Annotated in this window: 24 protein-coding genes and 1 pseudogene; 15 read left to right on the forward strand and 10 right to left on the reverse strand. The window is 64.7% G+C overall.

Features of this window, described 5'->3' with window-relative positions:
- Nucleotides 1–42 precede the first annotated feature (42 nt).
- From B0E49_RS01465 to B0E49_RS01475, 3 genes are all read right to left on the reverse strand, one after another.
- Complete coding sequence (locus B0E49_RS01465; protein WP_077560198.1) at nt 43–378, reverse strand: hypothetical protein; 336 nt, start codon at nt 376–378, stop codon at nt 43–45.
- Between the two features lie 47 nt (nt 379–425).
- Nucleotides 426–590, reverse strand: a complete 165-nt coding sequence (locus B0E49_RS01470) for a DUF1328 domain-containing protein (RefSeq protein WP_077560199.1) — start codon at nt 588–590, stop codon at nt 426–428.
- Between the two features lie 181 nt (nt 591–771).
- A complete protein-coding gene (locus tag B0E49_RS01475) occupies nt 772–2121 on the reverse strand; it encodes a CHASE3 domain-containing protein (protein WP_077560200.1) in 1350 nt (449 codons plus the stop codon).
- Nucleotides 2122–2192: 71 nt separating this feature from the next.
- Between B0E49_RS01475 and B0E49_RS01480 the strand changes: the two genes are divergently transcribed.
- Nucleotides 2193–2825: a response regulator gene (locus tag B0E49_RS01480; RefSeq protein WP_077560201.1), complete on the forward strand. Its 633-nt coding sequence runs from the start codon at nt 2193–2195 to the stop codon at nt 2823–2825.
- Here B0E49_RS01480 and B0E49_RS01485 read toward each other — a convergent pair.
- Entirely contained in the window at nt 2815–3210 is a 396-nt protein-coding gene (locus B0E49_RS01485) for a response regulator (protein WP_144264392.1), read from the reverse strand. The genes B0E49_RS01480 and B0E49_RS01485 overlap by 11 nt on opposite strands.
- A 273-nt stretch (nt 3211–3483) precedes the next feature.
- On the opposite strand from B0E49_RS01485, the gene B0E49_RS01490 reads away from it, so the two are divergent.
- The gene (locus B0E49_RS01490) at nt 3484–5418 is read left to right on the forward strand and encodes an AsmA family protein (protein ID WP_077560203.1); all 1935 of its coding nucleotides are present in this window, start codon (nt 3484–3486) and stop codon (nt 5416–5418) included.
- Between the two features lie 24 nt (nt 5419–5442).
- Here the strand turns inward: B0E49_RS01490 and B0E49_RS01495 are convergent, their stop codons facing one another.
- The 3 genes from B0E49_RS01495 to gpmA form a co-directional block, all read right to left on the reverse strand.
- Entirely contained in the window at nt 5443–6198 is a 756-nt protein-coding gene (locus B0E49_RS01495) for a HesA/MoeB/ThiF family protein (RefSeq protein ID WP_077560204.1), read from the reverse strand.
- A complete protein-coding gene (locus tag B0E49_RS01500; RefSeq protein ID WP_077560205.1) occupies nt 6195–7631 on the reverse strand; it encodes a S41 family peptidase in 1437 nt (478 codons plus the stop codon). The genes B0E49_RS01495 and B0E49_RS01500 overlap by 4 nt, the downstream gene beginning before the upstream one ends.
- A 91-nt stretch (nt 7632–7722) precedes the next feature.
- Nucleotides 7723–8478: a 2,3-diphosphoglycerate-dependent phosphoglycerate mutase gene (gene gpmA / locus B0E49_RS01505; RefSeq protein WP_077560206.1), complete on the reverse strand. Its 756-nt coding sequence runs from the start codon at nt 8476–8478 to the stop codon at nt 7723–7725.
- Nucleotides 8479–8569: 91 nt separating this feature from the next.
- Here gpmA and B0E49_RS01510 point away from each other — a divergent pair, with 91 nt between their 5' ends.
- From B0E49_RS01510 to B0E49_RS01545, 8 genes are all read left to right on the forward strand, one after another.
- A complete protein-coding gene (locus B0E49_RS01510; protein WP_077560207.1) occupies nt 8570–8977 on the forward strand; it encodes a rhodanese-like domain-containing protein in 408 nt (135 codons plus the stop codon).
- Nucleotides 8978–8996: 19 nt separating this feature from the next.
- Nucleotides 8997–9257, forward strand: a complete 261-nt coding sequence (gene grxC / locus B0E49_RS01515) for a glutaredoxin 3 (protein ID WP_077560208.1) — start codon at nt 8997–8999, stop codon at nt 9255–9257.
- Nucleotides 9258–9362: 105 nt separating this feature from the next.
- A complete protein-coding gene (gene secB, locus B0E49_RS01520; RefSeq protein ID WP_077560209.1) occupies nt 9363–9827 on the forward strand; it encodes a protein-export chaperone SecB in 465 nt (154 codons plus the stop codon).
- Nucleotides 9828–9878: 51 nt separating this feature from the next.
- On the forward strand, nt 9879–10886 hold the full coding sequence (locus tag B0E49_RS01525; protein ID WP_077560210.1) for an NAD(P)H-dependent glycerol-3-phosphate dehydrogenase: 1008 nt from the start codon (nt 9879–9881) through the stop codon (nt 10884–10886).
- Nucleotides 10887–10922: 36 nt separating this feature from the next.
- Entirely contained in the window at nt 10923–11786 is an 864-nt protein-coding gene (gene nadC, locus B0E49_RS01530; RefSeq protein ID WP_077560211.1) for a carboxylating nicotinate-nucleotide diphosphorylase, read from the forward strand.
- Nucleotides 11786–12892, forward strand: a complete 1107-nt coding sequence (gene nadA / locus B0E49_RS01535; protein ID WP_077560212.1) for a quinolinate synthase NadA — start codon at nt 11786–11788, stop codon at nt 12890–12892. Before nadC ends, nadA begins: the two co-directional genes overlap by 1 nt.
- A gap of 92 nt (nt 12893–12984) precedes the next feature.
- Complete coding sequence (locus B0E49_RS01540; RefSeq protein WP_077560585.1) at nt 12985–13341, forward strand: YciI family protein; 357 nt, start codon at nt 12985–12987, stop codon at nt 13339–13341.
- A 7-nt stretch (nt 13342–13348) separates the two neighbouring features.
- Nucleotides 13349–14617, forward strand: coding sequence for an RNA polymerase sigma factor (locus B0E49_RS01545; RefSeq protein ID WP_077560213.1), 1269 nt, complete (start codon nt 13349–13351; stop codon nt 14615–14617).
- A 37-nt stretch (nt 14618–14654) separates the two neighbouring features.
- Here the strand turns inward: B0E49_RS01545 and nadB are convergent, their stop codons facing one another.
- The 3 genes from nadB to B0E49_RS01560 form a co-directional block, all read right to left on the reverse strand.
- Nucleotides 14655–16244 carry an L-aspartate oxidase gene (nadB, locus tag B0E49_RS01550; protein ID WP_077560214.1) on the reverse strand — a complete coding sequence of 530 codons (1590 nt, stop codon included), beginning with the start codon at nt 16242–16244 and terminating at the stop codon, nt 14655–14657.
- 29 nt (nt 16245–16273) lie between these two features.
- Nucleotides 16274–17131, reverse strand: coding sequence for a segregation and condensation protein A (locus B0E49_RS01555; RefSeq protein ID WP_077560215.1), 858 nt, complete (start codon nt 17129–17131; stop codon nt 16274–16276).
- 64 nt (nt 17132–17195) lie between these two features.
- A complete protein-coding gene (locus tag B0E49_RS01560; protein ID WP_077560216.1) occupies nt 17196–17402 on the reverse strand; it encodes a DUF3460 family protein in 207 nt (68 codons plus the stop codon).
- Between the two features lie 185 nt (nt 17403–17587).
- Here B0E49_RS01560 and B0E49_RS20980 point away from each other — a divergent pair.
- The 5 genes and pseudogenes from B0E49_RS20980 to B0E49_RS01585 all read left to right on the forward strand — a co-directional run.
- Nucleotides 17588–17767: pseudogene (locus tag B0E49_RS20980) on the forward strand (ribbon-helix-helix protein); the annotation flags it as partial.
- A gap of 102 nt (nt 17768–17869) precedes the next feature.
- A complete protein-coding gene (gene hyfB, locus B0E49_RS01570; RefSeq protein ID WP_077560218.1) occupies nt 17870–19894 on the forward strand; it encodes a hydrogenase 4 subunit B in 2025 nt (674 codons plus the stop codon).
- A 7-nt stretch (nt 19895–19901) separates the two neighbouring features.
- A complete protein-coding gene (locus B0E49_RS01575; protein ID WP_077560219.1) occupies nt 19902–20849 on the forward strand; it encodes a respiratory chain complex I subunit 1 family protein in 948 nt (315 codons plus the stop codon).
- Nucleotide 20850: 1 nt separating this feature from the next.
- Nucleotides 20851–21510, forward strand: a complete 660-nt coding sequence (locus B0E49_RS01580; protein WP_077560220.1) for a formate hydrogenlyase — start codon at nt 20851–20853, stop codon at nt 21508–21510.
- A 13-nt stretch (nt 21511–21523) separates the two neighbouring features.
- Complete coding sequence (locus tag B0E49_RS01585) at nt 21524–22981, forward strand: hydrogenase 4 subunit F (RefSeq protein WP_077560586.1); 1458 nt, start codon at nt 21524–21526, stop codon at nt 22979–22981.
- The last annotated feature ends 3 nt before the right edge of the window (nt 22982–22984 follow it).

Consider the following 22984-nt stretch of genomic DNA (forward strand, 5'->3'; position numbering starts at 1 on the left):
TGTTATTGGCGGCCCGCAGCGCGAACCGGAGACCCCATCCGTTCACCTGCCATTGCGATGCCGCACAGAAAGCAGCAATGTGGCAAGGGCCGCACCTGCTGCGGCCGCGATCAATAGGGACTTCATGGGTTGGTTCGCCACGTACTCCCCGGTGCTGTCGGCGTAGCGCACCAGAGTCTTTTGCGCTTTGGCTCCGGCGTCGGAGGCGGCATCCAGACCGCGCCGGGCGAATCGCTGTGCCTGGTCAAGCGATTCGTCCGCAAAGTTGCGCGTCGTGTCGTAAGCCTGCTCTGCTGATTTCAGCACATGGTTTGCCAAGTGGCGCGCGGTCTCTTGTGGATCGTTCTGGGTGCCGGTTTTTGAGGTGAAGCTTGTCATGAACTGAGTCCTTATAAAGGGAGGTTTGAATGATGGCGTCGGCGAGGCTAGCCATTTTTAAGCAAGCCCACCACGAAGCTGACGATGGCCATGATGACGAAAATGAAGAACAGAATCTTGGCAATCTCAACAGCGCCGGCGACGATGCCGCCAAAGCCAAAAATGGCGGCGATCAATGCAATCACCAGGAATACAACGGCGTAGTGCAACATACGGATCTCCTTGCTGGGCGGTGCCCATTTGATGAGGTGGTCACTATCGAACCACCTGTAGCAAGGTTAAAGCGGGAGTAAGCCGTTGTTCATCGGCGGGAGGCTTGAGCGGTTGTCAGCGACCGCGTTGAGGCGTTGTAGGAATCCACCGACAAAGTAGGGTGCCTTTGTCGAACGCGGGTCAGCCCGCGTTGGCGCCCTTGGGTAAGACGGCAGAGATACAGGTGCCCCCGCCGATACGGGAAGTCACCGTGAGGCGCCCGCCGCTGGCTTCGACCCGGTGCCGCATGCCGATGAGCCCATGGCTCGAAAGGCGGGCCTGGGTCGTGTCGAACCCCTTGCCGTCATCCTTGACCTCTACGCTGATGTAACTATCGAAGTTCTGCAGGCTGATGGTGACCTGCTGGGCCTGTGCGTACTTGCCAATATTGGTCAGCGACTCCTGAAGCAGCCGGTAGACCGTGAGTTGTGCTGCCCCCCCCAGTTCGACCGCCTCGAGATCCGTGGTGACAGTGAGTCCCGCTCTTTCACCAAATTCCTGCGCCAGAATTTCGAGCGAAGCCACCAGACCCAGGTGGGACAGCGACGAGGGGCGCAAGTCTTCGATGATGCGGCGCGACAGTGCGATGCCGCTGTTGAGCGTGTCGGTCAGGTGCTGCAGGCGCTCGGCGGCTTCTGGCGAGGCGCCGGCCTGTCTGGATTTGAGTCTTGCCACGTCCAGTTTGGCCGCCGTCAGCAGCGAGCCGAGTTCGTCGTGCAGTTCGCGCGCCAGATGGCCGCGCTCTTCCTCGCGCACCTGCTGCAAGTGGGTGGCCAGCGCTGCCAGGCTCTCGGTGCGCTCACGAACCTGCCGTTCGAGCTGGTCGCGCTCCCTCTTCAGGGATTCCTGTTCGCGCTGCCCGGCGGCCCGCAGGGCATTGCTTTGCAGCAGGTACATGTAGAACGCCAGCAAGCCGATCATGGCCACGAGCGCGATGCCGATGCGTGACAGCTGCAGCGCCCGCACCACCTGAGCCTGATTGACGCTCATCTTGCGCGCGCTCTGTGCAATCAATTTCGAGGTCTGGTCGCGGATGGCGTCCATCTGTTCCTTGCCCACATCGGTGAGCAGAACGGCTTTCCAGCCATCCTCCTGACCCTGCTTGCGCATGCGTACGCTCACGGCCATCTCGGCCATCTTGCCGGAGACGTCCTGCGACAGACGGTTGAATTCGGTGAGCTCGCCAGGGTCGGACGCGTAAAGCTCGTGCAGGCTGCCCAGATTCTGGTTGACCTCGGTCAGGGCGGATTCATAGGGCGCCAGGTATTTAGGGTCTCCTGTGAGCAGAAAGCCGCGCTGCCCCGTTTCTGCATTCAGCATGAGCTTGAGCAGTGTGGTGAGTCCGGTCCGGATGTTCTGCGCTTGCGCCATGTCCTGCATCGCGGCGGCGGACCGCTTGTAGCCTGCTTCATTGATACCAATCAGCAGGCATGCCGCCAGCACCGCCAGGGGCAGGCTGATCGTCATCTTGGGCATTACAAACCATCGCATAAGGGTCTCCAGTGAATACCGAGGATAAATCGTGAATAATCAGTGCAGCAACCTCACTGAAAGACACCGAGATGATCAAGATTGGAATTGTCGATGACCATGCCATTGTGCGGTCGGGGCTGCGGCAGTTCTTTTCCGACCACGTGGACCTGCGGGTGGTGGGGGAGGCCGCCAGCGGGCGTGAAGCCATCGATCTGGTGCGCACCACCGAAATCGATGTGCTGGTGATGGACCTGTCCATGCCCGGACAGAGCGGCATAGACGCGCTGGCCATGATCCGTGCCAAGGCGCCGGATATCGGTGTGCTGATACTGAGCGGCTATCCCGAGGAACATTACGCCTTGAACCTTATTCGTCAGGGCGCCAGCGGCTACCTCAACAAGCAGTGCGACCCGCTGGAAATTGTCAATGCCATACGCACCATTGCGCTGGGCCGGCGCTATATCTCGCCCTCGGTGGCAGAGCTGCTGGCGCAGCAACTCAACCACAAGAACGACACCGCACCCCACGAGCAACTCTCGGAGCGCGAATTTCAGGTATTCCTGAAACTGGCCAAGGGTGAAACAGCGGGCGACATCGCCAAGGCGCTGTCCTTGAGTGTCAAAACCGTCAGCACTTATCGCACCCGCCTGATGGAAAAAATGAATCTCTCGTCCAACAGCGACCTGACCTACTACGCGCTGAAAAACAAGCTTATTGATTGAGCGGTGCACCGGCTGGTGAGCCCTTGCCGGCACAAAATTCAATCAGGGCGTCGATTTCATTGGATTTGTCAAAAACCGCGTCAACGCCCAGTTGGGCGCAGCGCTTGCGAATGTCGCGCGTGGCGTAGTTGGTGAGAACCACGACTTTCTGGCTCGGCCGGCGATTGCGGCAGGCTTCCAGCACATGAAGGCCGCTGCCTTGCCGCAGAAACAGATCCACGATGGCCAGATCCCATGCCTGGTCGTTCTCGGTCAACCACGCCTTGCCTTCATCCTCGGTCTCGGAAAATCCCACGGCCTTGACGCCCGCCAGTTCTTCCAGCGTGGCCACCAGATTTTCGCGGATGGTCGCGTTGTCCTCAACGATGTAGGTTCGGGGCGACACGGTAGGCTCTATTCAGGGTTTTGCGGCGGAGGGTGTCCACGGATTGGATCGAAGTTGTGCGGCTGCCGGTTAGAAATGTACCGTGTTCCCGGGCCTCACGATGCCAGCCATGGGGTCGGCTTTATGTAGGACGACTCCTACGCGCTGTGTTTGTCGGTGTGGACTGACACGGATGGGCGAAACTGACTGATCGCCGCAGGATGTGTTGTGCAACATACTGGGGCGAAACAACCAGGCGCCGCAAGACATGCTTTGCGTGGCGCGAGAGGCACCGTGAAAATTTCCTTCAAGTCCCCATGGATCCGCTGGCCCGCCGGGCTGGCGTCGATCCTGATTGTGCTGGCAGGCATGGCATTTTTATTCCCGTGGGATCTGCTGCGCGGCCCGCTCAACCACTATGTCAGCGACCTCACGGGGCGCCGGTTCGAGATCACGCGGCGCCTCGATGTACGGCTGGGGCTGACGACACGCGTGATCGCCGAAGGGGTCGAATTCGCCAACCCCGCATGGGCGCACGACCCTTATCTGCTCAAGGCCGAGGTGGCCCAATTCGATGTCAGTCTCTGGCCCTTGCTGCATGGCAAGCTTGAACTCCCGCTGGTGATTTTGCGCAAGCCTCAGCTGTCGCTTCAGATCGAACCCGACGGCCGGCGGACCTGGGCACTGGGCAAAGACACTTCCGACCGGAGCACGGTCCCCGACATTGGTCTGCTGCAGGTGGATAACGGGACCGTGCACTATGTCGACAGTGCCCAGGGCGCCGACATTGCGGTTGACTTCGGCATGGACGCCACGTCGAATCCCGCCCTGCCACTGTCCTACTCGGCGCGCGGGGTGCTTAAAAAACAGGCATTCACGGCGCGTGGGCGCACCGGCAGCGTCTTGCAATTGAACTCGGCCGTACAGCAACCCTTCCCCGTCGAGGTTCAAGCCACCGCGGGCCGCACGAGCCTGAAGGCCAGCGGCTCGATCGCCGGCCTGGCCACGCTGGCGAGCGTGGATGCCACGTTTGACATTCGCGGCCAAAGCCTCGCAGAACTCTATACCTTGCTCGGTGTGGTGCTGCCGCAGACGCCACCGTATGCGCTGCGCGGAAATTTGCGCAAGCAGGGCGGCGTGTGGGCGGTCGGCAAGATGCAGGGGCGGTTGGGCCGGTCGGACCTGTCGGGCGACATGAGTTACGACCGCGGCAGGACGATTCCCCTGCTGACCGGAAAACTGCAGTCCAGGACGCTGGATTTTGATGACCTCGGGCCGTTAATTGGCGCGTCTCCCACGCGGAATGCGGCTGCCACGCCGCCCGTTCGGCCCGGGCGCAAGGTGCTGCCCGACAGCGCGCTGGATTTCGAGCGCTTGAAAGTCATGGATGCTGACGTTTGGTACGCAGCCTCCGACATCCGGCACATCAGGGCGTTGCCACTGGACAAGATGAGTGTTCATGTCCGGCTCGTCAACGGCGTGCTGCAGATGGACCCCCTGAATCTAGGGGTGGCGGGCGGCGAGTTGGCCGGGAACATCAGGATCGATGCGAACGTCGTGCCTGCCGCCGTGAGTGCGCAACTGCAGGCGAGCGCGCTCCAGCTCAACCGCTTGTTTCCCACCATCGAGCTCACCAAAGGCAGCTTCGGCAAGCTTCATGGGCGAGTGGATCTGCAGGGGCGCGGCAATTCGACGGCCCAGGTGCTTGGCTCGGCGTCCGGCAGCGTGGCGCTGCTCATGGGCAAAGGCCAGATCAGCCGCCTGCTACTGGCGGAGGCGGGACTCGATGGCGGGAAGATCATCACATTCCTGGTTGTGGGGGACAAGCCTGTGCTGCTGCGTTGCGCGGCGGCCGCGTTCGACGTGAAACATGGATTGATGAGCAGCCGATCGCTCGTGCTCGATACCTCGAGCACGGTGATCAACGGCAGCGGGACCATCGATCTGGCGAATGAGACGCTGGATATCGTGCTCAAGCCCGAGCCCAAAGACCGGAGCATTCTCAGTTTGCGTTCGCCGCTCGAGATCACGGGTAGCTTCAAGGCGCCATCCGCCGGGCCGGATAAGACCGCGCTGGCAGGGCGGGCCGGAGTTGCCCTGGCATTGGGCGCCATCAACCCGTTGCTGGCATTGGCTGCCACCGTGGAAACCGGGCCGGGCAAGGATGCGGATTGTGCGCAAGTACTGGCGCAGGCCGCCGCCACCGGACCACCACGGCGCACCCCATAACCGTCTGGTTCGACCCCCGGCGCTTCAGGAGGTGTGGGCGCCGCAGACGCTGCATGCCGCATTGCGCGGCACCCGCATCTCGTTCCATTCCATCGAGCGTGCATCCAGCATCAAAAGCCGGCCGGTGAGCGGCTGGCCCGCGTGACTCAGCAGTTTCAGGGCCTCGGCCGCCTGCATGGCGCCGACGATGCCGACCAGCGGTGCAAAGACCCCCATGGTGGCGCAGCGTGCTTCTTCAAAGTTCGTATCGGGCGGGAAGATGCACGCATAGCAGGGCGACAGCTCATCGCGTGGGTCATACACCGTGAGCTGGCCGTCAAACCGGATGGCGGCGCCCGAGACCAGCGGCTTGCGATGCGCGACGCAGGCCGCGTTCACGGCCTGCCGGGTGGCGAAGTTGTCGCAGCAGTCCAGCACGACGTCGGCTCGGGCCACCAGTTCAGACAGCAGGCCCGCGCCGGCGCGCGCCTGGATCGGCGTCACGGTCACTTCCGGATTGATGGCCGCAACGGATTGCATCGCCGATTGCACCTTGGCCATGCCGATGCGCGCGGTGTTGTGGGCGATCTGCCGCTGCAGGTTGGTCAGATCCACCGTGTCGTCATCGACGAGGGTGATGTGGCCCACGCCTGCCGACGCGAGATACAGCGCCGCGGGAGAGCCGAGGCCGCCCGCGCCGATGATCAGCGCATGCGCCGCCAGCAACCGCTGCTGCCCCTCGATGCCGATCTCGTCGAGCAGGATGTGGCGCGAATAGCGCAGCAGCTGGTCGTCGGTCAATTCTCTTTCTTCTCTTCCTTGCGCTCGGTCATGGTCTTGCTGACCATGACGGGGCGGCCCTTGAGCTGGTTCAGCGCCTGGGCCAGCTGGAAGTCCTTGTCACTGCCGAGTTCAGGCACTTTTTGTTCCGCCTGCGGCTTGAGCATTTCGAGTTCCAGCTCCTTGCGCGCGTCATCGCGGGCTTTCTCGCGGGCCGGATCCTTGACCTCGGGCCCCTGACCGCTGTTGAGGTGGTGGTCCAGATCGGCTTCGCGGGTGCGCAGGGCGGCGAACAGGTTGCCTTTTTCGGTCTCGTCGACCAGCACATCGGGCACGATGCCCTTGGCCTGAATCGAGCGGCCGCTGGGCGTGTAGTAGCGGGCGGTCGTGAGTTTCAGGCCGGTGTCCGGCCCGAGCGGGCGCACCGTCTGCACCGAGCCCTTGCCAAAGGTCTGGCTGCCCATGATGGTGGCCCGCTTGTAATCCTGCAGGGCGCCCGACACGATCTCGCTGGCGGAGGCCGTGCCTTCATTGACCAGCACCACCAGCGGCACGGTTTTCAGTGCGGCGGGCAGGCCCTTCAGGGGATCGGCGCCGCTGCGCCGCTGGTAAAACTCGGGCGCCGCCTTGTACGTGAAATTGCTCTCCGGCAACTGGCCCTTGGTCGACACCACGGTCACGTTGTCTGGCAGAAAGGCCGCCGAAATGGCCACCGCGGAATCCAGCAGACCACCCGGGTCGTTGCGCAAATCCAGCACCAGTCCCTTGAGGTTGGGATCCTGCTTGTAGATTTCCGTGACCTTGCGCGCGAAGTCCTCGACCGTGCGGTCCTGGAACTGGCTCAGACGGATCCAGGCATAGCCGGGCTCGACGATCTTGCCGCGCACCGACTGCGTCTGGATTTCTTCGCGCGTGATGGTCACGACGAAGCTACGGCTCTCGTCCTTGCGGAAGATGGTGAGCGTGACCTTGGTGTTGGGTTGGCCGCGCATTTTCTTGACGGCGTCGCTCAGCGACAGGCCCTTGACGGCGGTGTCGTCGATCTTCGTGATCAGGTCGTTCGGTTTGATCCCGGCGCGGTAGGCCGGTGTCCCCTCAATGGGCGAGACCACCTTGACGAGGCCGTCTTCCTGGGTGATCTCGATGCCCACGCCGACAAACTTTCCGCTCGTTCCTTCACGGAATTCCTTGAACGATTTTTTGTCGAAATACTCCGAATGGGGGTCGAGTCCGGAAACCATGCCCGAAATGGCATTGGAAATCAGCTTCTTCTCATCCACCGGCTCCACGTAGTCGGTCTTGATCATGCCGAACACCGAGGCCAATTGCTGCAGCTCTTCGAGCGGCAGCGGCGCCAGCGAGCCGCGGGCGACCGTCTGCAGTGAAACGGTGGTCAACGCCCCCGTGATGGCGCCAATCGAAATCCAGCCCGCAATCTTCAGTTTATGACGCATAGAAAAAACACCTTTGCAACCCCAATATACACCTTGGAACGTCGCCTATTGTGACGGTTCCGCGACGGTCGACGCTTCTGTGAAAAAGACCTCAAACCTTTACTTGGGCTTTACCTTGGGAGGCCACTGCGGCGGCGGCCCGAGCCGCTGCGTCGGCATCTCCAAGGTAGTAGTGCCGGACCGGTGTCAAGCCGGCGTCGAGTTCATACACCAGCGGTATGCCGTTGGGGATGTTCAGGCCGACGATGTCGGCATCGGAGACTCCGTCCAGGTACTTGACCAGCGCGCGGATCGAGTTGCCGTGCGCCGCCACCAGGATGCGCTTGCCGGACCGGATGGCGGGCGCCATGGCCTCGCTCCAGAACGGCATCACGCGCGCCACCGTGTCCTTCAGGCATTCGGTCAGCGGCACCTGGCCGGGCTTGAGCTTGGCGTAGCGCAGGTCGCCGCGCTCGCAGCGCGGGTCGCCCGGCTCCAGCGCCGGCGGCGGCGTGTCGTAGCTGCGCCGCCATGCCAGCACCTGCGCGTCGCCGTATTTTTTGGCGGTATCCGCCTTGTTCAGGCCCTGCAGCGCACCGTAATGGCGCTCGTTCAGGCGCCAGCTGTGCACCACCGGCAGCCAGGTGCGGTCCATTTCGTCCAGGCAATGCCACAGGGTGCGCGTGGCGCGCTTGAGCACGCTGGTGTGCGTCACGTCGAACTCGTAGCCTTCGGCCTTGAGCAGCCGGCCCGCGGCCTTGGCCTGTTCGATGCCGGCGGCGGTGAGGTCCACGTCGGTCCAGCCCGTGAAGCGGTTTTCCAGATTCCAGGTCGATTCGCCGTGGCGGATGAGTACCAGTTTGTACATGGGATCCTTGTCAATTCCTGCGGATATTCGGCTGCAAAGCCCTCCATTCTAAAATGACGGGTTAAATACCCGCCAACCAACAAGGACTCAAGTGAAATTTATTATCGACAACTGGATGCTGCTGTGCGTGGCGCTGGCCTCGGGCGGCATGCTGGTGTGGCCCGTGATCAAGGGCGCCTCGGGCGGCAGCCTGGACCCCGCCGGCGCGGTGCAGCTGATCAACCGCGAGCGTGCCGTGGTGGTCGATGTCAGCGAGCCCGAAGAGTTCGCGGCCGGCCACATTGGCGGCGCCAAAAACGTACCGTTTGACCAGCTCGAGAAAAAACTCACCGAGACCGTGAAAAACAAGACGCTGCCCGTGATCCTGGTGTGCGCCACCGGCGCGCGCTCCAACCGCGCGCTCGCGGCGGTCAAGAAACTGGGTTACGAGCAGGCTCAAGCGCTGGGCGGCGGCCTCAAAGCCTGGAAAGACGCTAATCTGCCGATTCAAAATACCTGAAGGCCTGAAACCCCGCACCATGCAATCCGTCAAGATGTACACCACGGCCGTTTGCCCCTACTGCATTCGCGCCAAACAGATCCTCAAATCCAGGGGCGTGGCGCAGATCGAGGAGATCCGCGTCGATCAGGACCCCGAGCAGCGCCGGGTCATGATGGACATCACCGGGCGGCGCACCGTGCCGCAAATCTTCATCGGGCAAACCCACGTGGGCGGCTGCGACGACCTGATGGCGCTCGATGGCCAGGGCGGCCTGATGCCGCTGCTCAATGCCGCCTGAGCTCGCGCGATCACCTGAGATAATTGCGCCGGCAACCCCTGACACTTCACCGCCCGCCGGGAAAAACATCTCCGGCGGGTCCTGTTTTTGACTTGAAAGAAACCCATGGCCGACCAAGATCCCGTTTTCCAGATTCAGCGCGTGTACCTCAAGGAAGCCTCGCTGGAGCAGCCCAATTCGCCGGCCATCCTGCTCGAGCAGGAACAGCCCACCGTGGACATCCAGCTCGGTGTGGACGCCTCTCCGGTGGGCGATGGCCTGTTCGAAGTGACCGTGACGGCCACCGTGCAGACCAAGATCAAGGAAAAAACCGTGTTTCTGGTCGAGGCCCGGCAGGCCGGCATCTTCGAGCTGCGCAACCTGCCCGCCGAGCAGACCGGCCCGATCCTGGGCATTGCCTGCCCGCAAATCGTCTACCCGTACCTGCGCGGCAACGTGGCCGATCTGATCCAGCGCGCCGGTTTCCCGCCGGTGCACCTGTCGGAAATCAACTTCCAGGCCATGTACGAGCAACAGCAGCAAGCCCAGACCAACGGTGCCGAGCAGGCGCCCAGTGTTGTGACGCAGTAATTTCTTAAGCCTTTTAGGCCTGTAGCCCTTACCCACTCTGCACCGAACGCTATGAAAATCGTAGTTCTCGGCGCTGGATCGTGGGGCACGGCGCTGGCCATCGGCGCCGCCAGCAACGCGCCGGCGCGGCACCGGGTCACGCTCTGGGCACGCGATGCGGCGCAGGCGGCGAGCCTGCAGGCGCAGCGCGTCAATGCGCGCTACCTGCCGGGTATCGCGCTGCCGGATTCGCTGGACGTGTGTGCGGGGACGGTGGCTGCCGCCGTGGCGGGGCAGGACCTGGTCATCATCGCCACGCCCATGTCGGGCCTGCGCGAGCTGCTCTCCCGGCTCAAAACCTGTGCGACGCCCGTGGCCTGGCTGTGCAAGGGCTTCGAGGCCGCGCGTGCGCAGTCATTTGGGCTGCTGGCCCATGAAGTACGGGCGCAGGTTGCTCCTGATCTGATCGCGGGGGCGCTCAGCGGCCCGAGCTTTGCCATGGAGGTGGCGCGCGGCCAGCCGACCGCGCTGGTGGCCGCCAGCGAACATGCGAGCGTGCGCGACGCGCTGGTCAAGGCGTTCCACAGCGCTGCCCTGCGCGTGTATGTGAACGAAGACGTCACCGGCGTGGAGGTCGGCGGCGCGGTGAAGAACGTGCTCGCGATCGCTACCGGCCTGTGCGACGGCCTGGGCCTGGGGCTGAACGCGCGCGCCGCGCTCATCACGCGCGGCCTGGCGGAAATGACGCGCCTGGGTGTGGCCCTCGGTGCCCGGCCCGACACTTTCATGGGCCTGTCCGGTCTGGGCGACCTGGTGCTCACCGCCACGGGTGATTTGAGCCGCAACCGCCGCGTCGGCCTGCTGCTGGCACAGGGCCGCACGCTCAAGCAAGCCGTGGATTCGCTCGGCCACGTGGCCGAAGGCGTGTACTGCGCGCGCACCGTGGTACAGCGTGCCGCGCTGCTCGGCGTAGACATGCCGATATCGCAAGGCGTGGTGGCCCTGCTGGACGGCCAGCTCAAGCCGGACGCCGCCGTCGCGGCCCTGATGGGGCGCGAACCCACGCACGAGCAGTTGTAGGGGCGCCCCCCTTTTGACACCGTTACGTTTTCAACCATGACCCCCATTTTTGATTTCTCCCCCGAGCGCGTGGCCGATCTGGCCCGCGCCGACGCCGCGCGTGCATTGGCGGAAGACCTGGGCGGTGGCGACCTGACCGCTGGCCTGGTGGATGCCGGCCGCCGCGCCCGGGCCCGCGTGATCGCGCGCGAGGTCGCCGTCATCTGCGGCGCCCCCTGGGTCGAGGCCACGCTGCGCCAGGTGGAGCCGCAATTGCGCATCCACTGGCACGTGGCGGAGGGCCAGCGCTGCGGCGCCGGGCAGGTGGTGCTGGAGGTCGAAGGTCCGGCGCGCGCGCTGCTCAGTGCGGAGCGCACCGCCCTCAACTTTCTGCAATTGCTCAGCGCCGTGGCCAGCAAAACGGCCCTGTACGTGGACGCCGTGCGCGGCACGCGGGCCAGCATCGTGGATACGCGCAAGACCCTGCCGGGCCTGCGCCTGGCGCAAAAATATGCGGTGCGTACCGGCGGCGGCACGAATCACCGCATCGGCCTGTACGACGCGGTGCTGATCAAGGAAAATCACATCGCGGCGGCCGGCGGCATCCGGCCGGTGCTGCAGGCGGCGGCGCGCGTGGCGGCGCAGGCCGGCTTCGTCGAGATCGAGGTCGAGACGCTGGCGCAACTCGAGGAAGCCCTGGAGGCCGGGGCGCAAATGGTGCTGCTCGACAATATGGATTTACCCACCCTGCGCGAGGCGGTGCGCATCAACGCGGGGCGCGCGGTCCTCGAAATTTCCGGCGGCGTCACGCTGGACGGCTTGCGTGCGCTGGCCGAAACGGGGGTTGACCGCATCTCGGTTGGGGCCCTGACCAAGGACGTGAAGGCCACCGATTTTTCCATGCGCCTGCAGGAGCTGTGATGCGTGCCGTGGCCCCGATCATCGACGTCGAATACGAACAGCCTGCGTGCGATACGCGGCACGCCTGGGCTCGCGTGCCCGCCGAGCCCGCGCCGGCGCAGCGCGCCGCGCTGAAGGACAAGATCCGGCGCCTGCTGCGCGAGCGCAATGCCGTGATGGTGTCGCACTACTACGTGCATCCCGACCTGCAGGACCTGGCCGAGGAAACCGGCGGCATCGTCAGCGATTCGCTGGAGATGGCGCGCTTCGGGCGCGACCACGCGGCGCAGACGCTGGTGGTGTCGGGCGTGCGCTTCATGGGCGAGACGGCCAAGATTCTCTCCCCTGAAAAGCGTGTGTTGATGCCCGACCTGGATGCGACCTGTTCGCTCGATCTGGGCTGCCCCATCGATGCCTTCAGCGCCTTTTGCGACCAGCATCCGGAGCGCACCGTGGTGGTGTACGCCAACACCAGTGCCGCCGTGAAGGCGCGCGCCGACTGGCTCGTCACGTCGAGCTGCGCGCTCGACATCGTGCGCGCGCTCAAGGACGCGGGCCACAGGATCCTGTGGGCGCCCGACAAACACCTGGGCGACTACATCCGGCGCGAGACCGGTGCCGACATGGTGTTTTGGAACGGCGCGTGTATCGTGCACGACGAGTTCAAGGCCTTCGAGCTGCAAGCCCTCAAGCGCGAGCACCCGCAGGCCAGGGTGCTGGTGCACCCCGAATCGCCGGCCGACGTGATCGCGCTGGCCGACGCCGTGGGTTCGACCTCGGCCATTCTCAAGGCCGCGCGCGAGATGGAGGCCACGGAATTCATCGTGGCCACCGACAACGGCATGATGCACAAGCTGCGCACGCTCAACCCCGGCAAGATCTTTATTGAAGCGCCCACCGCGGGCAACAGCGCCACCTGCAAGAGTTGCGCGCACTGCCCGTGGATGGCGATGAACGGGCTGGCCGGCCTGGCCGAGGTGCTGGAGCGCGGCAGCAACGAGGTGCATGTCGATCCGGCGCTGGGCCTGCGTGCGCGCCTGCCGATCGACCGCATGCTGGCCTTTACCGCGGCGCTCAAGGGCGGGCACGATGCGGGCGCGCTGGTGCCAACCATCGGAGCGGCGTAGATTCTCTCCCGGGGTATGTCGAAATCGGCGCTCGCCGAGCGACATTGTCAAGGCGGCGCATGGTGCGCCGTTCTGACCAGAAGGAGTTTTCCATGGAATATCTGTTGCTTATCCATGCCGATCCTGCCGGGCTGCAAGCCCTGCGCGAGGCCGAACGCTCGACGGCCCTGGCGGCCTACGGCGCCTACACCCAGGCCTTGCAGACAGCCGGCGTGGCGCGCGGCGGCAACCGCCTGCGCAGCGCCGACGCCACCACCACCGTGCGCGTGCGCGGTGGCAAGACCGAAGTGCTCAATGGGCCGTTCATCGAGACGCGCGAGCAACTCGGCGGCTACTACCTGATCGACGTGCCCGACCTCGACACCGCCCTGTCCTGGGCCGCGCGCTGCCCCGGCGCCAGCCACGGCACGGTCGAGGTGCGCCCGATCTGGGCCATGGGCGAGAGCTGAGCGCGCGGTGCCGCAGGGCAGTCTCGAAGCTTCCCGCGCGGCCGAGGACGCGGCGCGGCGCAGCTACGGCAAGCTCGTCGCCTTCCTGGCCGCGCGCACGCGCGACGTGGCCGGCGCCGAGGACGCGCTCTCGGAGGCGTTTGCCGCGGCGCTGGCCGACTGGCCGGCGCGCGGGGTGCCGGGCAATCCCGAGGCCTGGCTGCTGACCGTGGCGCGGCGCAGGATGGTCGATGCGGCCCGGCTGCGCCGGCACGACGAGGCCGCCGCCGGCTACTTCGGGTGGCTGGCTGAACTGGCCGAGCCCGAGACGGCCAATGTGGCGGAGGGGAGCCTGCCGGACCGGCGGCTGGAGCTGCTGTTCGCCTGCGCGCATCCCGGTATCGAGCCGGCGGCCCGCGCCCCGCTGATGCTGCAGACGGTGCTGGGCTTCGACGCGGCCACGATGGCTTCGGCCTTTCTGGTTGCGCCTGCCACCATGGGCCAGCGCCTGGTGCGTGCCAAGGCCAAGATCCGGCAGGCCGGCATCGGTTTCCAGGTGCCGGAACGTGCGCACCTGCCCGAGCGGCTGGATGCGGTGCTGGAGGCGATCTATGCCGCCTATGCCGAAGGCTGGTCCGACGCCGAGGGCGCCGATCCGCGCCGCCGCAACCTGGCCGGGGAGGCTATCTGGCTGGGCCGGCTGGTCGCGGCGCTGCTGCCCGAACAGCCCGAAGCGCTGGGCCTGCTCGCGCTGATGCTGCACGCGCATGCGCGCCGTGCGGCGCGGCGCGATGCGCAGGGCGAATACGTGCCGCTGGCCCTGCAGGACAGCGCGCGCTGGGACGGCGCCATGATCGACGAGGCCGAGGAGTTGCTGCGGCGAGCCAGCCGCCTGGAGGCACCCGGCCGCTATCAGCTGGAGGCTGCCGTGCAATCGGCCTATTGTGCGCGGCGACGCACCGGCGCTGCGCACTGGGCTGCCATCGTGCAACTCTACGAAGCGCTGCATGCGTTGACGGGCTCGCCCGTGGCCGCGCTGAACCGGGCGGTGGCGCTGGCGGAAACACAAGGGGCCGATGCGGGCCTGAGGGCGCTGGATGCGCTGGCCGGCGATGCGCGTCTGGCCGACTATCAGCCCTACTGGGCCGCGCGCGCCGAACTGCTGGCGCGCAGCGGCGCGCCTGCGCCGGCGCTTGCCGCCTACCAGCGCGCGATCGGCCTGGAGCGCGATCCGGCCGTGCGACGGTTTCTGCAGCGCCGTGCGGCGGCGCTGGGGGTTGGCAGCGTGTCGCCGTAGAAGATGGCGTTGGCGCGGGCCGGGAAATCCGGACTACCTACGGCAACGGCACCAGAATGGTGGGCAATGCAGATGTCGCCAGCGTGGGATAGTCGCGGCTGAAGTGCAGGCCGCGGCTCTCATGCCGGGCCTGCGCCGAGCGCACGATGAGTTCGGCCACCTGCACCAGGTTGCGCAGCTCCAGCAGGTCGCGCGTGACGTGAAAAAGCCCGTAGAACTCCTGGATTTCGCTCTGCAGCAGCGCGATGCGGTGCGCCGCGCGTTCCAGCCGCTTGTTGGTGCGCACTATGCCCACGTAGTCCCACATGAAGCGGCGCAGCTCGTCCCAGTTGTGCGAGATCACCACGGTCTCGTCCGCGTCGGTCACGCGGCTGTCGTCCCAGTTGGGGAGTGGCGGCACTGCGGGGCCGGGCGCCTGGGCAATGGCCTGCGCCGTGGCGCGTGCAAACACCATGCATTCGACCAGCGAATTGCTGGCCAGCCGGTTCGCGCCGTGCAGCCCGGTGCAGGCGACCTCACCGACGGCGTACAGGCCGGGCAGGTCGGTGCGGCCCGCCAGGTCGGTGCGCACGCCGCCACAGGTGTAGTGGGCGGCCGGCACCACCGGAATCGGCTGTTTCGAGATGTCGATGCCGAGTTCCAGGCAGCGTGCGTAAATGTTCGGGAAGTGCGCCAGGATGAACTCCAGCGGCTGGTGCGAGATGTCCAGCAGCACGCAATCGAGGCCGTGCTTTTTCATCTCGAAGTCGATCGCGCGCGCCACCACGTCGCGCGGTGCCAGTTCGGCGCGCGCGTCGTGCTGCGGCATGAAGCGCGTGCCCCCCTTCGAGTCCGGCAGCAGCAGGCGTCCGCCTTCGCCGCGCACGGCCTCGCTGATCAGGAAGGACTTGGCGTGCGGGTGGTACAGGCAGGTCGGGTGGAACTGGATGAACTCCATGTTCTGCACCCGGCAGCCGGCGCGCCAGGCCGCGGCAATGCCGTCGCCGGTGGCCGTGTCGGGGTTGGTTGTGTAGAGGTAGACCTTGCCCGCGCCGCCGGTCGCCAGAATCGTTTGCGGTGCGCTGAAGGTCAGCACCTCGTCGGTGGCCTCGTCGAGCGCGTACAGGCCCACGCAGCGCTTGCCGGGCAGGCCGAGCCGGTCGCTGCTGATCAGGTCGACCAGCGTGTGGTTCTCGAACAGCGTGATGTTCGGTGTACGGCGCACGTGCCCGATCAGCGCCTGCTGCACGGCGGCGCCCGTGGCGTCGGTCACGTGCACGATGCGCCGCGCGCTGTGGCCGCCTTCGCGCGTCAGGTGCAGGTGGCCGTCTTCCTCGGAGAACGGCACGCCCAGTTCGCGCAGCCAGGCGATGCTTTGCGGCGCGTGCTCCACCACAAAACGGGTGGCGGCCGGATCTGACAGGCCAGCGCCCGCCACCAGCGTATCGTCCACATGCGCGTCGAAGCTGTCGCCCTCGGCCAGCACGGCGGCGATGCCGCCCTGGGCCCAGCCGCTGGAGCCGTCGCCCAACTGCCGCTTGGTGAGCACGGCCACGCGCTGCGTGGGCGCCAGGTGCAGCGCGGCGCTGAGACCCGCCAGGCCGCTGCCGACGATCAGCACGTCAAAGGAATGGGAAGTGGCGCTCATGGCGGGCAAGACGTGGCAGGCACGGTGTTTCAGGTCGGCGAGTAGGCCAGGCGCACGTAAATCGGCGCGAACGCCTCGGCCTGCGTGACCTCGATCAGCATTTCCTTGGCCAGCTCGAGCAGCGCGACGAAGGTCACCACCAGCACGGGCGCGCCCTTGGCGGGGTCGAACAGGTTTTCGAACTCCATGAACTTGCGGCCCTGCAGCTGGCGCAGCACGATGCTCATGTGCTCGCGTACCGACAGCTCCTCGCGGCTGATCTTGTGGTGCTGTACCAGCTTGGCGCGCTTCATGATGTCGCGCCAGGCATCCTGCAAATCCACCACGTTGACGTCCGGAAAACGCGGCTGCAGCGACTGCTCGATGTAGACCTCGGCCTTGAGGAAGTCGCGGCCGAACTGCGGCATGGCATTCAGCGCGGCCGCCGCCAGCTTCATCTGCTCGTACTCGAGCAGGCGGCGCACCAGCTCGGCGCGCGGGTCTTCGGGCTCCTGGCCTTCCGCCGCCTTTTTTGGGGGCAGCAGCATGCGCGACTTGATCTCGATCAGCATCGCCGCCATCAGCAGGTACTCGGCCGCCAGCTCCAGGTTGCGGCCGCGGATCTCGTCCACATAGGTCAGATACTGGCGCGTCAGGCCCGCCATCGGGATGTCGAGAATGTTGAAATTCTGCTTGCGGATCAGGTACAGCAGCAGGTCCAGCGGGCCCTCGAACGCCTCCAGAAACACTTCCAGCGCGTCCGGCGGGATGTACAAATCCTGCGGCATCGCAAACAGCGGCTCGCCATAGAGCCGGGCCAGCGCAACCTGGTCGATCACCTGCGGCATGGCGGCCAACTGGGCGGCGACAGCCGGCTCAAGCGCGGCGGCATCAAGGGAAGAGGTCATTGAGTGCTATCAGATGAGTAGCTATCAGCGTAGGCCCCGTATGGGCTACAGGCTGATTTGTTGCTCATCCGTTGTCGGTCAGGTAGACGTAGGGTTTTTGCGGCACCTGGGCCTGGCGGTACTCGGCCCAGGCGCTGCGGTCCACGTTTTTGTCCCACAGGAGCGCACGCCCGGCCAGCTGGCGCGCTTCCAGGTTGGGTTTTGCGGTCTTCAGTTGCTCAATGAACTGGGTGATTTCGGATTGGTAATCGGGACGACGAAAAATGGACATGGACTGGACCTCTTTGTGTGATTTTACCGGGGCGGGGCATACCGTTCGCCCTGAGCCAACCAAGGGGCATTCAGCGCAAGAACCCAATCGCGCGTGTCCGCATGCGGCATTTGGTGCGCGTGAATCGCATGAGATACACTTACAATGCGCTGCATATGGTAATTGTATTGTCATAATGAGGTCCCATGGAACTCAAGACTGCACGGCTCACGCTGCTCATTGATCCGAACAAGAAGGTGGCGTTCGAGCGTCTTTGCGCTCAGCAGGATCTGACGCCGTCGCAGGTGGTGCGGCAGCTTATTCGCGACTACTTGGCCCAGCACGGGGTCCAGTACGTGGGCAGTGGGCTGATCGCGAGCGAGTCTCCACCCGCCGCCGATGTCGCTCCGCCCGGGACGAAGCCGCCTTCGAGGCACGGTGCCCCGGTTCCCGGCAAACGGCGTACGGGGCTCAAAGGTAGCTGAGCTGTGAGCAGTTGGGCCCCTTTGACGCAATGGCTGCGCCTCGACTGGATGCTCGTGGTGATGCTGGCGTGGCTGCTTGTAGGCGTCGCCGGGGTGTTCGCGCTGCGTCGATTCGCCCTGGTGGCCCAGCTGCTCTTTCCGGTCGGCGGGCTGCTCGGGTTGGCGCTCTTTGGGCTTGCACTGAGCGCGCTGCCTGGCACACCCGAGGTTGCTGTTCTCCCCATCGGTCTGCCCGGCTTGCCATTCCATCTGCGGCTGGACAACCTTTCCGCCTACTTCCTGATGGTGATCGGTGGCGCGGGGGCCGGCATTTCTGCCTTTGCGTCGGGCTACTTCCGCAAGGGCGAGGGCACGCCGCCGGGCCTGCTGTGTCTGGAGTATCACGTCTTCCTGGCCAGCATGGCGGGGGTTGTGCTGGCCGACGACGCCTACTCGTTCATGGTGATGTGGGAGACCATGGCGCTATCGTCGTTCTTCCTGGTGACGGCAAACCACCGCATCGCGGAGGTGCGCAGCGCCGGCTACCTGTATGTCGTGATGGCGCATATCGGGGCGCTCGGGGTCTTGCTGTGCTTCGGTGTGCTGCAGGCCAACACCGGCGACTACACGTTCGGCAACATGCGGGCCCAGGCGCTGACGCCGTTCTGGGCATCGGTCGGTTTCCTGCTGGCGGTGTTCGGCTTCGGTGCCAAGGCCGGCATCGTGCCACTGCACGTCTGGTTGCCCGAGGCGCACCCGGCCGCGCCGTCTCCCGTCTCGGCAATGATGAGCGGTGTCATGCTGAACACCGCCATCTATGGCCTGTTGCGCGTGTCGCTGGATCTGCTGCACCTGCATTTGTGGTGGTGGGGCGGGCTGCTGCTGGCCATTGGCCTGGCCACCGCAATGGTCGGTGTGGTGTTTGCCGCCGTGCAGACCGACATGAAGCGACTGCTGGCCTATTCGTCGATCGAGAACATGGGGCTGGTGTTCGTCGGCATGGGCCTGACGCTTATTTTCTCGGGCTACGGCATGAAACCGATGGCCGCGCTGGCCCTGACGGCCACGCTCTATCATGTCGCCAGCCACGCCTGCTTCAAGAGCCTGCTCTTCCTCGGCACCGGCAGCGTGCTGCACGCAACCTCGGAGAGAAATCTTGGCAAGCTCGGGGGCCTGATCAGAACCATGCCCTGGGTCGGCTGGCTCATGCTGCTCGGCGTACTGGCCAGTGCCGGCCTGCCGCCGCTCGGCGGTTTCGTGTCGGAGTGGCTGCTGTTGCAGAGCTTCCTGTTCACGCCCGGGCTGCCGGTGCCGCTGCTGACGATGCTCATCCCGGTGGTGGCCGCGCTGATCGCCCTGGTGGCGGCACTGGCTGGCTATACGATGGTCAAGTTCTTCGGCGTGATCTTCCTCGGCCAGCCGCGCGAGGACAAACTCGCTCACGCCCGTGATGCCGACAGCTGGGAGCGCGCAGGCATGGTCTGGCTGGTGCTCGGCTGCGTGGCCCTTGGCCTCCTGCCAGTACAGTTCATTCAACTAATCGACCCGGTGACGCAGCAGCTCGTCGCGTCGGGTCTCGGTGCCAAGGCGGCAGCCAGCGGCTGGCTGCTGGCGCCGAACAGTCTGGCGCAGGCAAGCTACGGTCCGGTGATTTTTCTGCTCGGCATCCTGGCGAGCTTTGCGCTCGCTTTCCTGCTCGTGCGCATGTTCTATCACGGGCGACTGCGCCGCGGCCTGCCCTGGGCCTGCGGTTTCCCGTGGGCGACTGCGCGCATGCAGGACACGGCCGAGGGCTTCGGCCAGCCGATCCGCCAGATCTTCGATCCCTTCTTCCGGATGCGGCGTGAGCTGCCGACCGCCCTCGACGAGCAGCCGCGCTACCGCGTCACGATCGAGGACCATTTCTGGTACTGGCTCTACGTGCCGATTGTTGATCTGACCAACTACCTCGCACGCCTGTTCGCCACGATGCAGCAAGGCCGCATCTCCGTCTACCTGCTATACAGCTTCGTGACCCTGGTTGCCACGTTACTGTTGGTAATGCAATGAGGCCGGCGTGAGCTTCACCGGATTCCTGTCGCAATTGATCGAGATCGTGATAGCGGTTGCGCTGGCGCCGCTGCTGACCGGCTGGGTCAACCAGTGTCACGCCTGGCTGCAGAACAAGTCGGCGCCCGCGTTGTGGCAACCGTACCGGATGCTGCACAAATTGTTCAACAAGGAATCCATGGTGGCCGACCACGCGTCGCGGTTGTTTCGCGCCGCGCCTTACGTGATGTTCGGCTGTATGGTCCTGGCTTGCGCCATCATCCCCACGTTGTCCACTGACCTGCCTTTGGCGCCGGCAGCTGACGCAATTGCGCTGGTCGGGCTGTTCGCCCTGGCACGCGTGTTTATCTCGCTGGCTGCCATGGACATCGGCACCGTCTTCGGCAGCATGGGTGCGCGCCGCGAGATGCTGATTGGCTTCCTGGCAGAACCGGCACTGTTGATGGTGCTGTTTTCGGCCTCGCTGATCTCCCAGTCAACCTCCCTCACCACCATTGTCGAGACGCTGGTTCACCGCGAGCTCACCATCTATCCCGGGCTGGCCTTCGCGGGCGTCGCCTTTACGATGGTGTCGCTGGCGGAGAACGCTCGCGTGCCGGTCGACAACCCGGCCACCCATCTCGAGTTGACGATGATCCATGAGGCGCTGATCCTGGAGTACTCGGGTCGCCATCTGGCGCTGCTCGAGTGGGCCGCCAGCCTGAAGCTGTTCGCCTACTCGTGCATTGGCCTGGCATTGTTCTTCCCCTGGGGTATCGCTGGCGCCCAGGCGCCTGTGTCCATGCTGCTGGCACTGCCCGCGCTGGTGCTCAAGCTCGCCATCGGCGGCTTCCTGCTGGCTTTGCTGGAGACACTGAGCGCGAAGATGCGTATTTTCCGCGTGCCGGAATTCCTCGGCACCGCCTTCCTGCTGGCGGTGATCGGCATGCTGGTGGAACTACTCCTGAGCCATTGAGATGAGCGTCCTGCTGACCCAGTTTGTCAACCTGCTCGGCGCCGTGCTCTTGATGCTCGCGTTCGCGATGATCTCGCAGCGCCGCATCCTGTCGCTGATCAATCTGTTCACGATGCAGGGCGCCACGCTGGCGCTGGTCACCGCCGTGGTCGGCTATGCAACGCATCAGCCCCACCTGTATCTGTCGGCCGGCCTGACCTTGTTGCTCAAGGTGCTGTTGATCCCCTACCTGCTGCACCGGATCATTGACCGTCTCGACATCCGTTGGGACGTCGAGACGCTGATCAACATCCCGACGACCCTGCTGATTGGCATCGGGGTGGTGATTTTTGCCTTCAACCTCGCGCTGCCAATTTCGCAGCTGTCGTCGGCGCTGGCCAGCGGCACGCTGGGCATTGCGCTGGCTTGCGTGCTGCTGTCGTTTCTGATGATGATCACGCGGGCCAAAGCGGTGCCGCAGGTCATCGGCTTCCTGGCGATGGAGAACGGCCTGTTCTTTGCGGCCACCTCCGCCACCTACGGCATGCCCATGGTGGTCGAACTTGGCATCGCGCTGGACGTGCTGATCGGCGTAGTCATCCTGGGGGTGTTCATGTTCCAGATTCGCGAGCAGTTCGACAGCCTGGATATCCGGCATCTTGAAAAACTGAAGGAAGATTGAGTTGAACTTCGAGTTGAACGCGCTGGCCTTCCTGCTCGGCACTCCGCTCGCCGGTGGCCTGGTGCTGGCCCTGGTCGGCCATCGCGACAACGCACGCGACGTCAATGTTGCCTTCAGTCTGGGCACCTTCGTCGCAGCCTGCGTACTGACGGCACAGATCATCAAAGGGGGCTCGATGCTGGTGTGGAACCAGGAGTTCTACATTGACCCCCTGAACGTTTTCCTGGTGGCGCTGACGGCGTTCGTCGGCTTGACCACCTCGATATTCTCGCGGCCCTATATGCAGGTGGAGCGCGACCACGGCAAGATGACGCCGCCGCGCATGCGCCTGTACCACAGCATGTACCAGATGTTCAGCTTCACGATGCTGCTGGCACTGACGACCAACAACATGGGCATCATCTGGGTCGCGATGGAGGCCGCCACGCTGACCACGGTGTTGCTGGTCAGCGTGTACCGTACAGCGGCCAGCCTGGAGGCCGCGTGGAAATACTTCATCCTGTGCGGCGTGGGTATTGCCCAGGCGCTATTTGGCACGGTGCTGCTTTACATGGCGGCCGAAAAGGTCATCGGCCCCGAAGGAGGAGCGCTGTTGTGGACCAGCCTCGACGCGGTGAAGGGCCAACTCAACCCGAATATCATCACCCTGGCTTTTGCCTTCCTGTTCATCGGTTACGGCACCAAAGTCGGTCTGGTGCCGCTGCACAACTGGTTGCCCGACGCGCACGCCGAGGGGCCGACGCCGGTGTCCGCCGTGCTGTCCGGCCTGTTGCTCAATGTCGCGCTCTATGCGATCCTGCGCTGCAAGGTTCTGACCGATGGCGCGCTACACGACAATCATCTGACCGGCCGGTTGATGATGGGCTTCGGCCTGCTGTCGGTGGTGGCGGCGGTGTTCTTCCTGGTCCGGCAGAAGGACGTCAAGCGCATGTTCGCCTATTCGTCCATTGAGCACATGGGGTTGATGACCTTTGCCTTCGGCCTGGGCGGACCGATTGCCAACTTCGCCGGATTGCTGCACATGACGGTACATTCGCTGATCAAGTCCGCCATCTTTTTTGCCGTCGGACATGCGGCGCAGAAGGCGGGCACGCAGATCATGGAAAACATCCGCGGCCTGCTCAAGGTCAGCCCGACGGTCGGCTGGGGCTTGATGCTCGGCTCGCTGGCCATCCTGGGCATGCCGCCATTCGGTGTCTTCGCCAGCGAGTTCCTGATTGTCACGACCACGATGCGCGAGCAGCCCTGGGCAACACCGTTCCTGCTGATCGCGCTCGGTGTCGCGTTCGCATCGATTTTCAGTCGCGTCCAGCCGATGGTGTTCGGCGACACCAACGTCAAACCCCTGGCGCATCCGCCGGCGCTGGTTCCGGTGTTCGTGCACCTGGGGCTTGGACTGATGCTGGGCCTGTACATCCCGCCCTATCTGAACGCGTGGTATCGCCAGGCGGCGGCCATGCTGGGAAACTAGCCG

It is taken from the genome of Polaromonas sp. C04, assembly GCF_002002705.1.
Classification (GTDB): Bacteria; Pseudomonadota; Gammaproteobacteria; order Burkholderiales; family Burkholderiaceae_C; genus Rhodoferax_A.

Bases quoted from the DNA above. Each gene is read 5' to 3' on its own strand.
- B0E49_RS01465 (WP_077560198.1), bottom strand. From the start codon at position 378: ATGACAAGCTTCACCTCAAAAACCGGCACCCAGAACGATCCACAAGAG.
- B0E49_RS01540 (WP_077560585.1), top strand. From the start codon at position 12,985: ATGGAATATCTGTTGCTTATCCATGCCGATCCTGCCGGGCTGCAAGCC.
- B0E49_RS01580 (WP_077560220.1), top strand. From the start codon at position 20,851: ATGAGCGTCCTGCTGACCCAGTTTGTCAACCTGCTCGGCGCCGTGCTC.
- B0E49_RS01560 (WP_077560216.1), bottom strand. From the start codon at position 17,402: ATGTCCATTTTTCGTCGTCCCGATTACCAATCCGAAATCACCCAGTTC.
- B0E49_RS01525 (WP_077560210.1), top strand. From the start codon at position 9,879: ATGAAAATCGTAGTTCTCGGCGCTGGATCGTGGGGCACGGCGCTGGCC.
- gpmA (WP_077560206.1), bottom strand. From the start codon at position 8,478: ATGTACAAACTGGTACTCATCCGCCACGGCGAATCGACCTGGAATCTG.
- nadB (WP_077560214.1), bottom strand. From the start codon at position 16,244: ATGAGCGCCACTTCCCATTCCTTTGACGTGCTGATCGTCGGCAGCGGC.
- secB (WP_077560209.1), top strand. From the start codon at position 9,363: ATGGCCGACCAAGATCCCGTTTTCCAGATTCAGCGCGTGTACCTCAAG.
- B0E49_RS01475 (WP_077560200.1), bottom strand. From the start codon at position 2,121: ATGCGATGGTTTGTAATGCCCAAGATGACGATCAGCCTGCCCCTGGCG.
- B0E49_RS01500 (WP_077560205.1), bottom strand. From the start codon at position 7,631: ATGCGTCATAAACTGAAGATTGCGGGCTGGATTTCGATTGGCGCCATC.
- B0E49_RS01470 (WP_077560199.1), bottom strand. From the start codon at position 590: ATGTTGCACTACGCCGTTGTATTCCTGGTGATTGCATTGATCGCCGCC.
- B0E49_RS01480 (WP_077560201.1), top strand. From the start codon at position 2,193: ATGATCAAGATTGGAATTGTCGATGACCATGCCATTGTGCGGTCGGGG.
- B0E49_RS01555 (WP_077560215.1), bottom strand. From the start codon at position 17,131: ATGACCTCTTCCCTTGATGCCGCCGCGCTTGAGCCGGCTGTCGCCGCC.
- nadC (WP_077560211.1), top strand. From the start codon at position 10,923: ATGACCCCCATTTTTGATTTCTCCCCCGAGCGCGTGGCCGATCTGGCC.
- grxC (WP_077560208.1), top strand. From the start codon at position 8,997: ATGCAATCCGTCAAGATGTACACCACGGCCGTTTGCCCCTACTGCATT.
- nadA (WP_077560212.1), top strand. From the start codon at position 11,786: ATGCGTGCCGTGGCCCCGATCATCGACGTCGAATACGAACAGCCTGCG.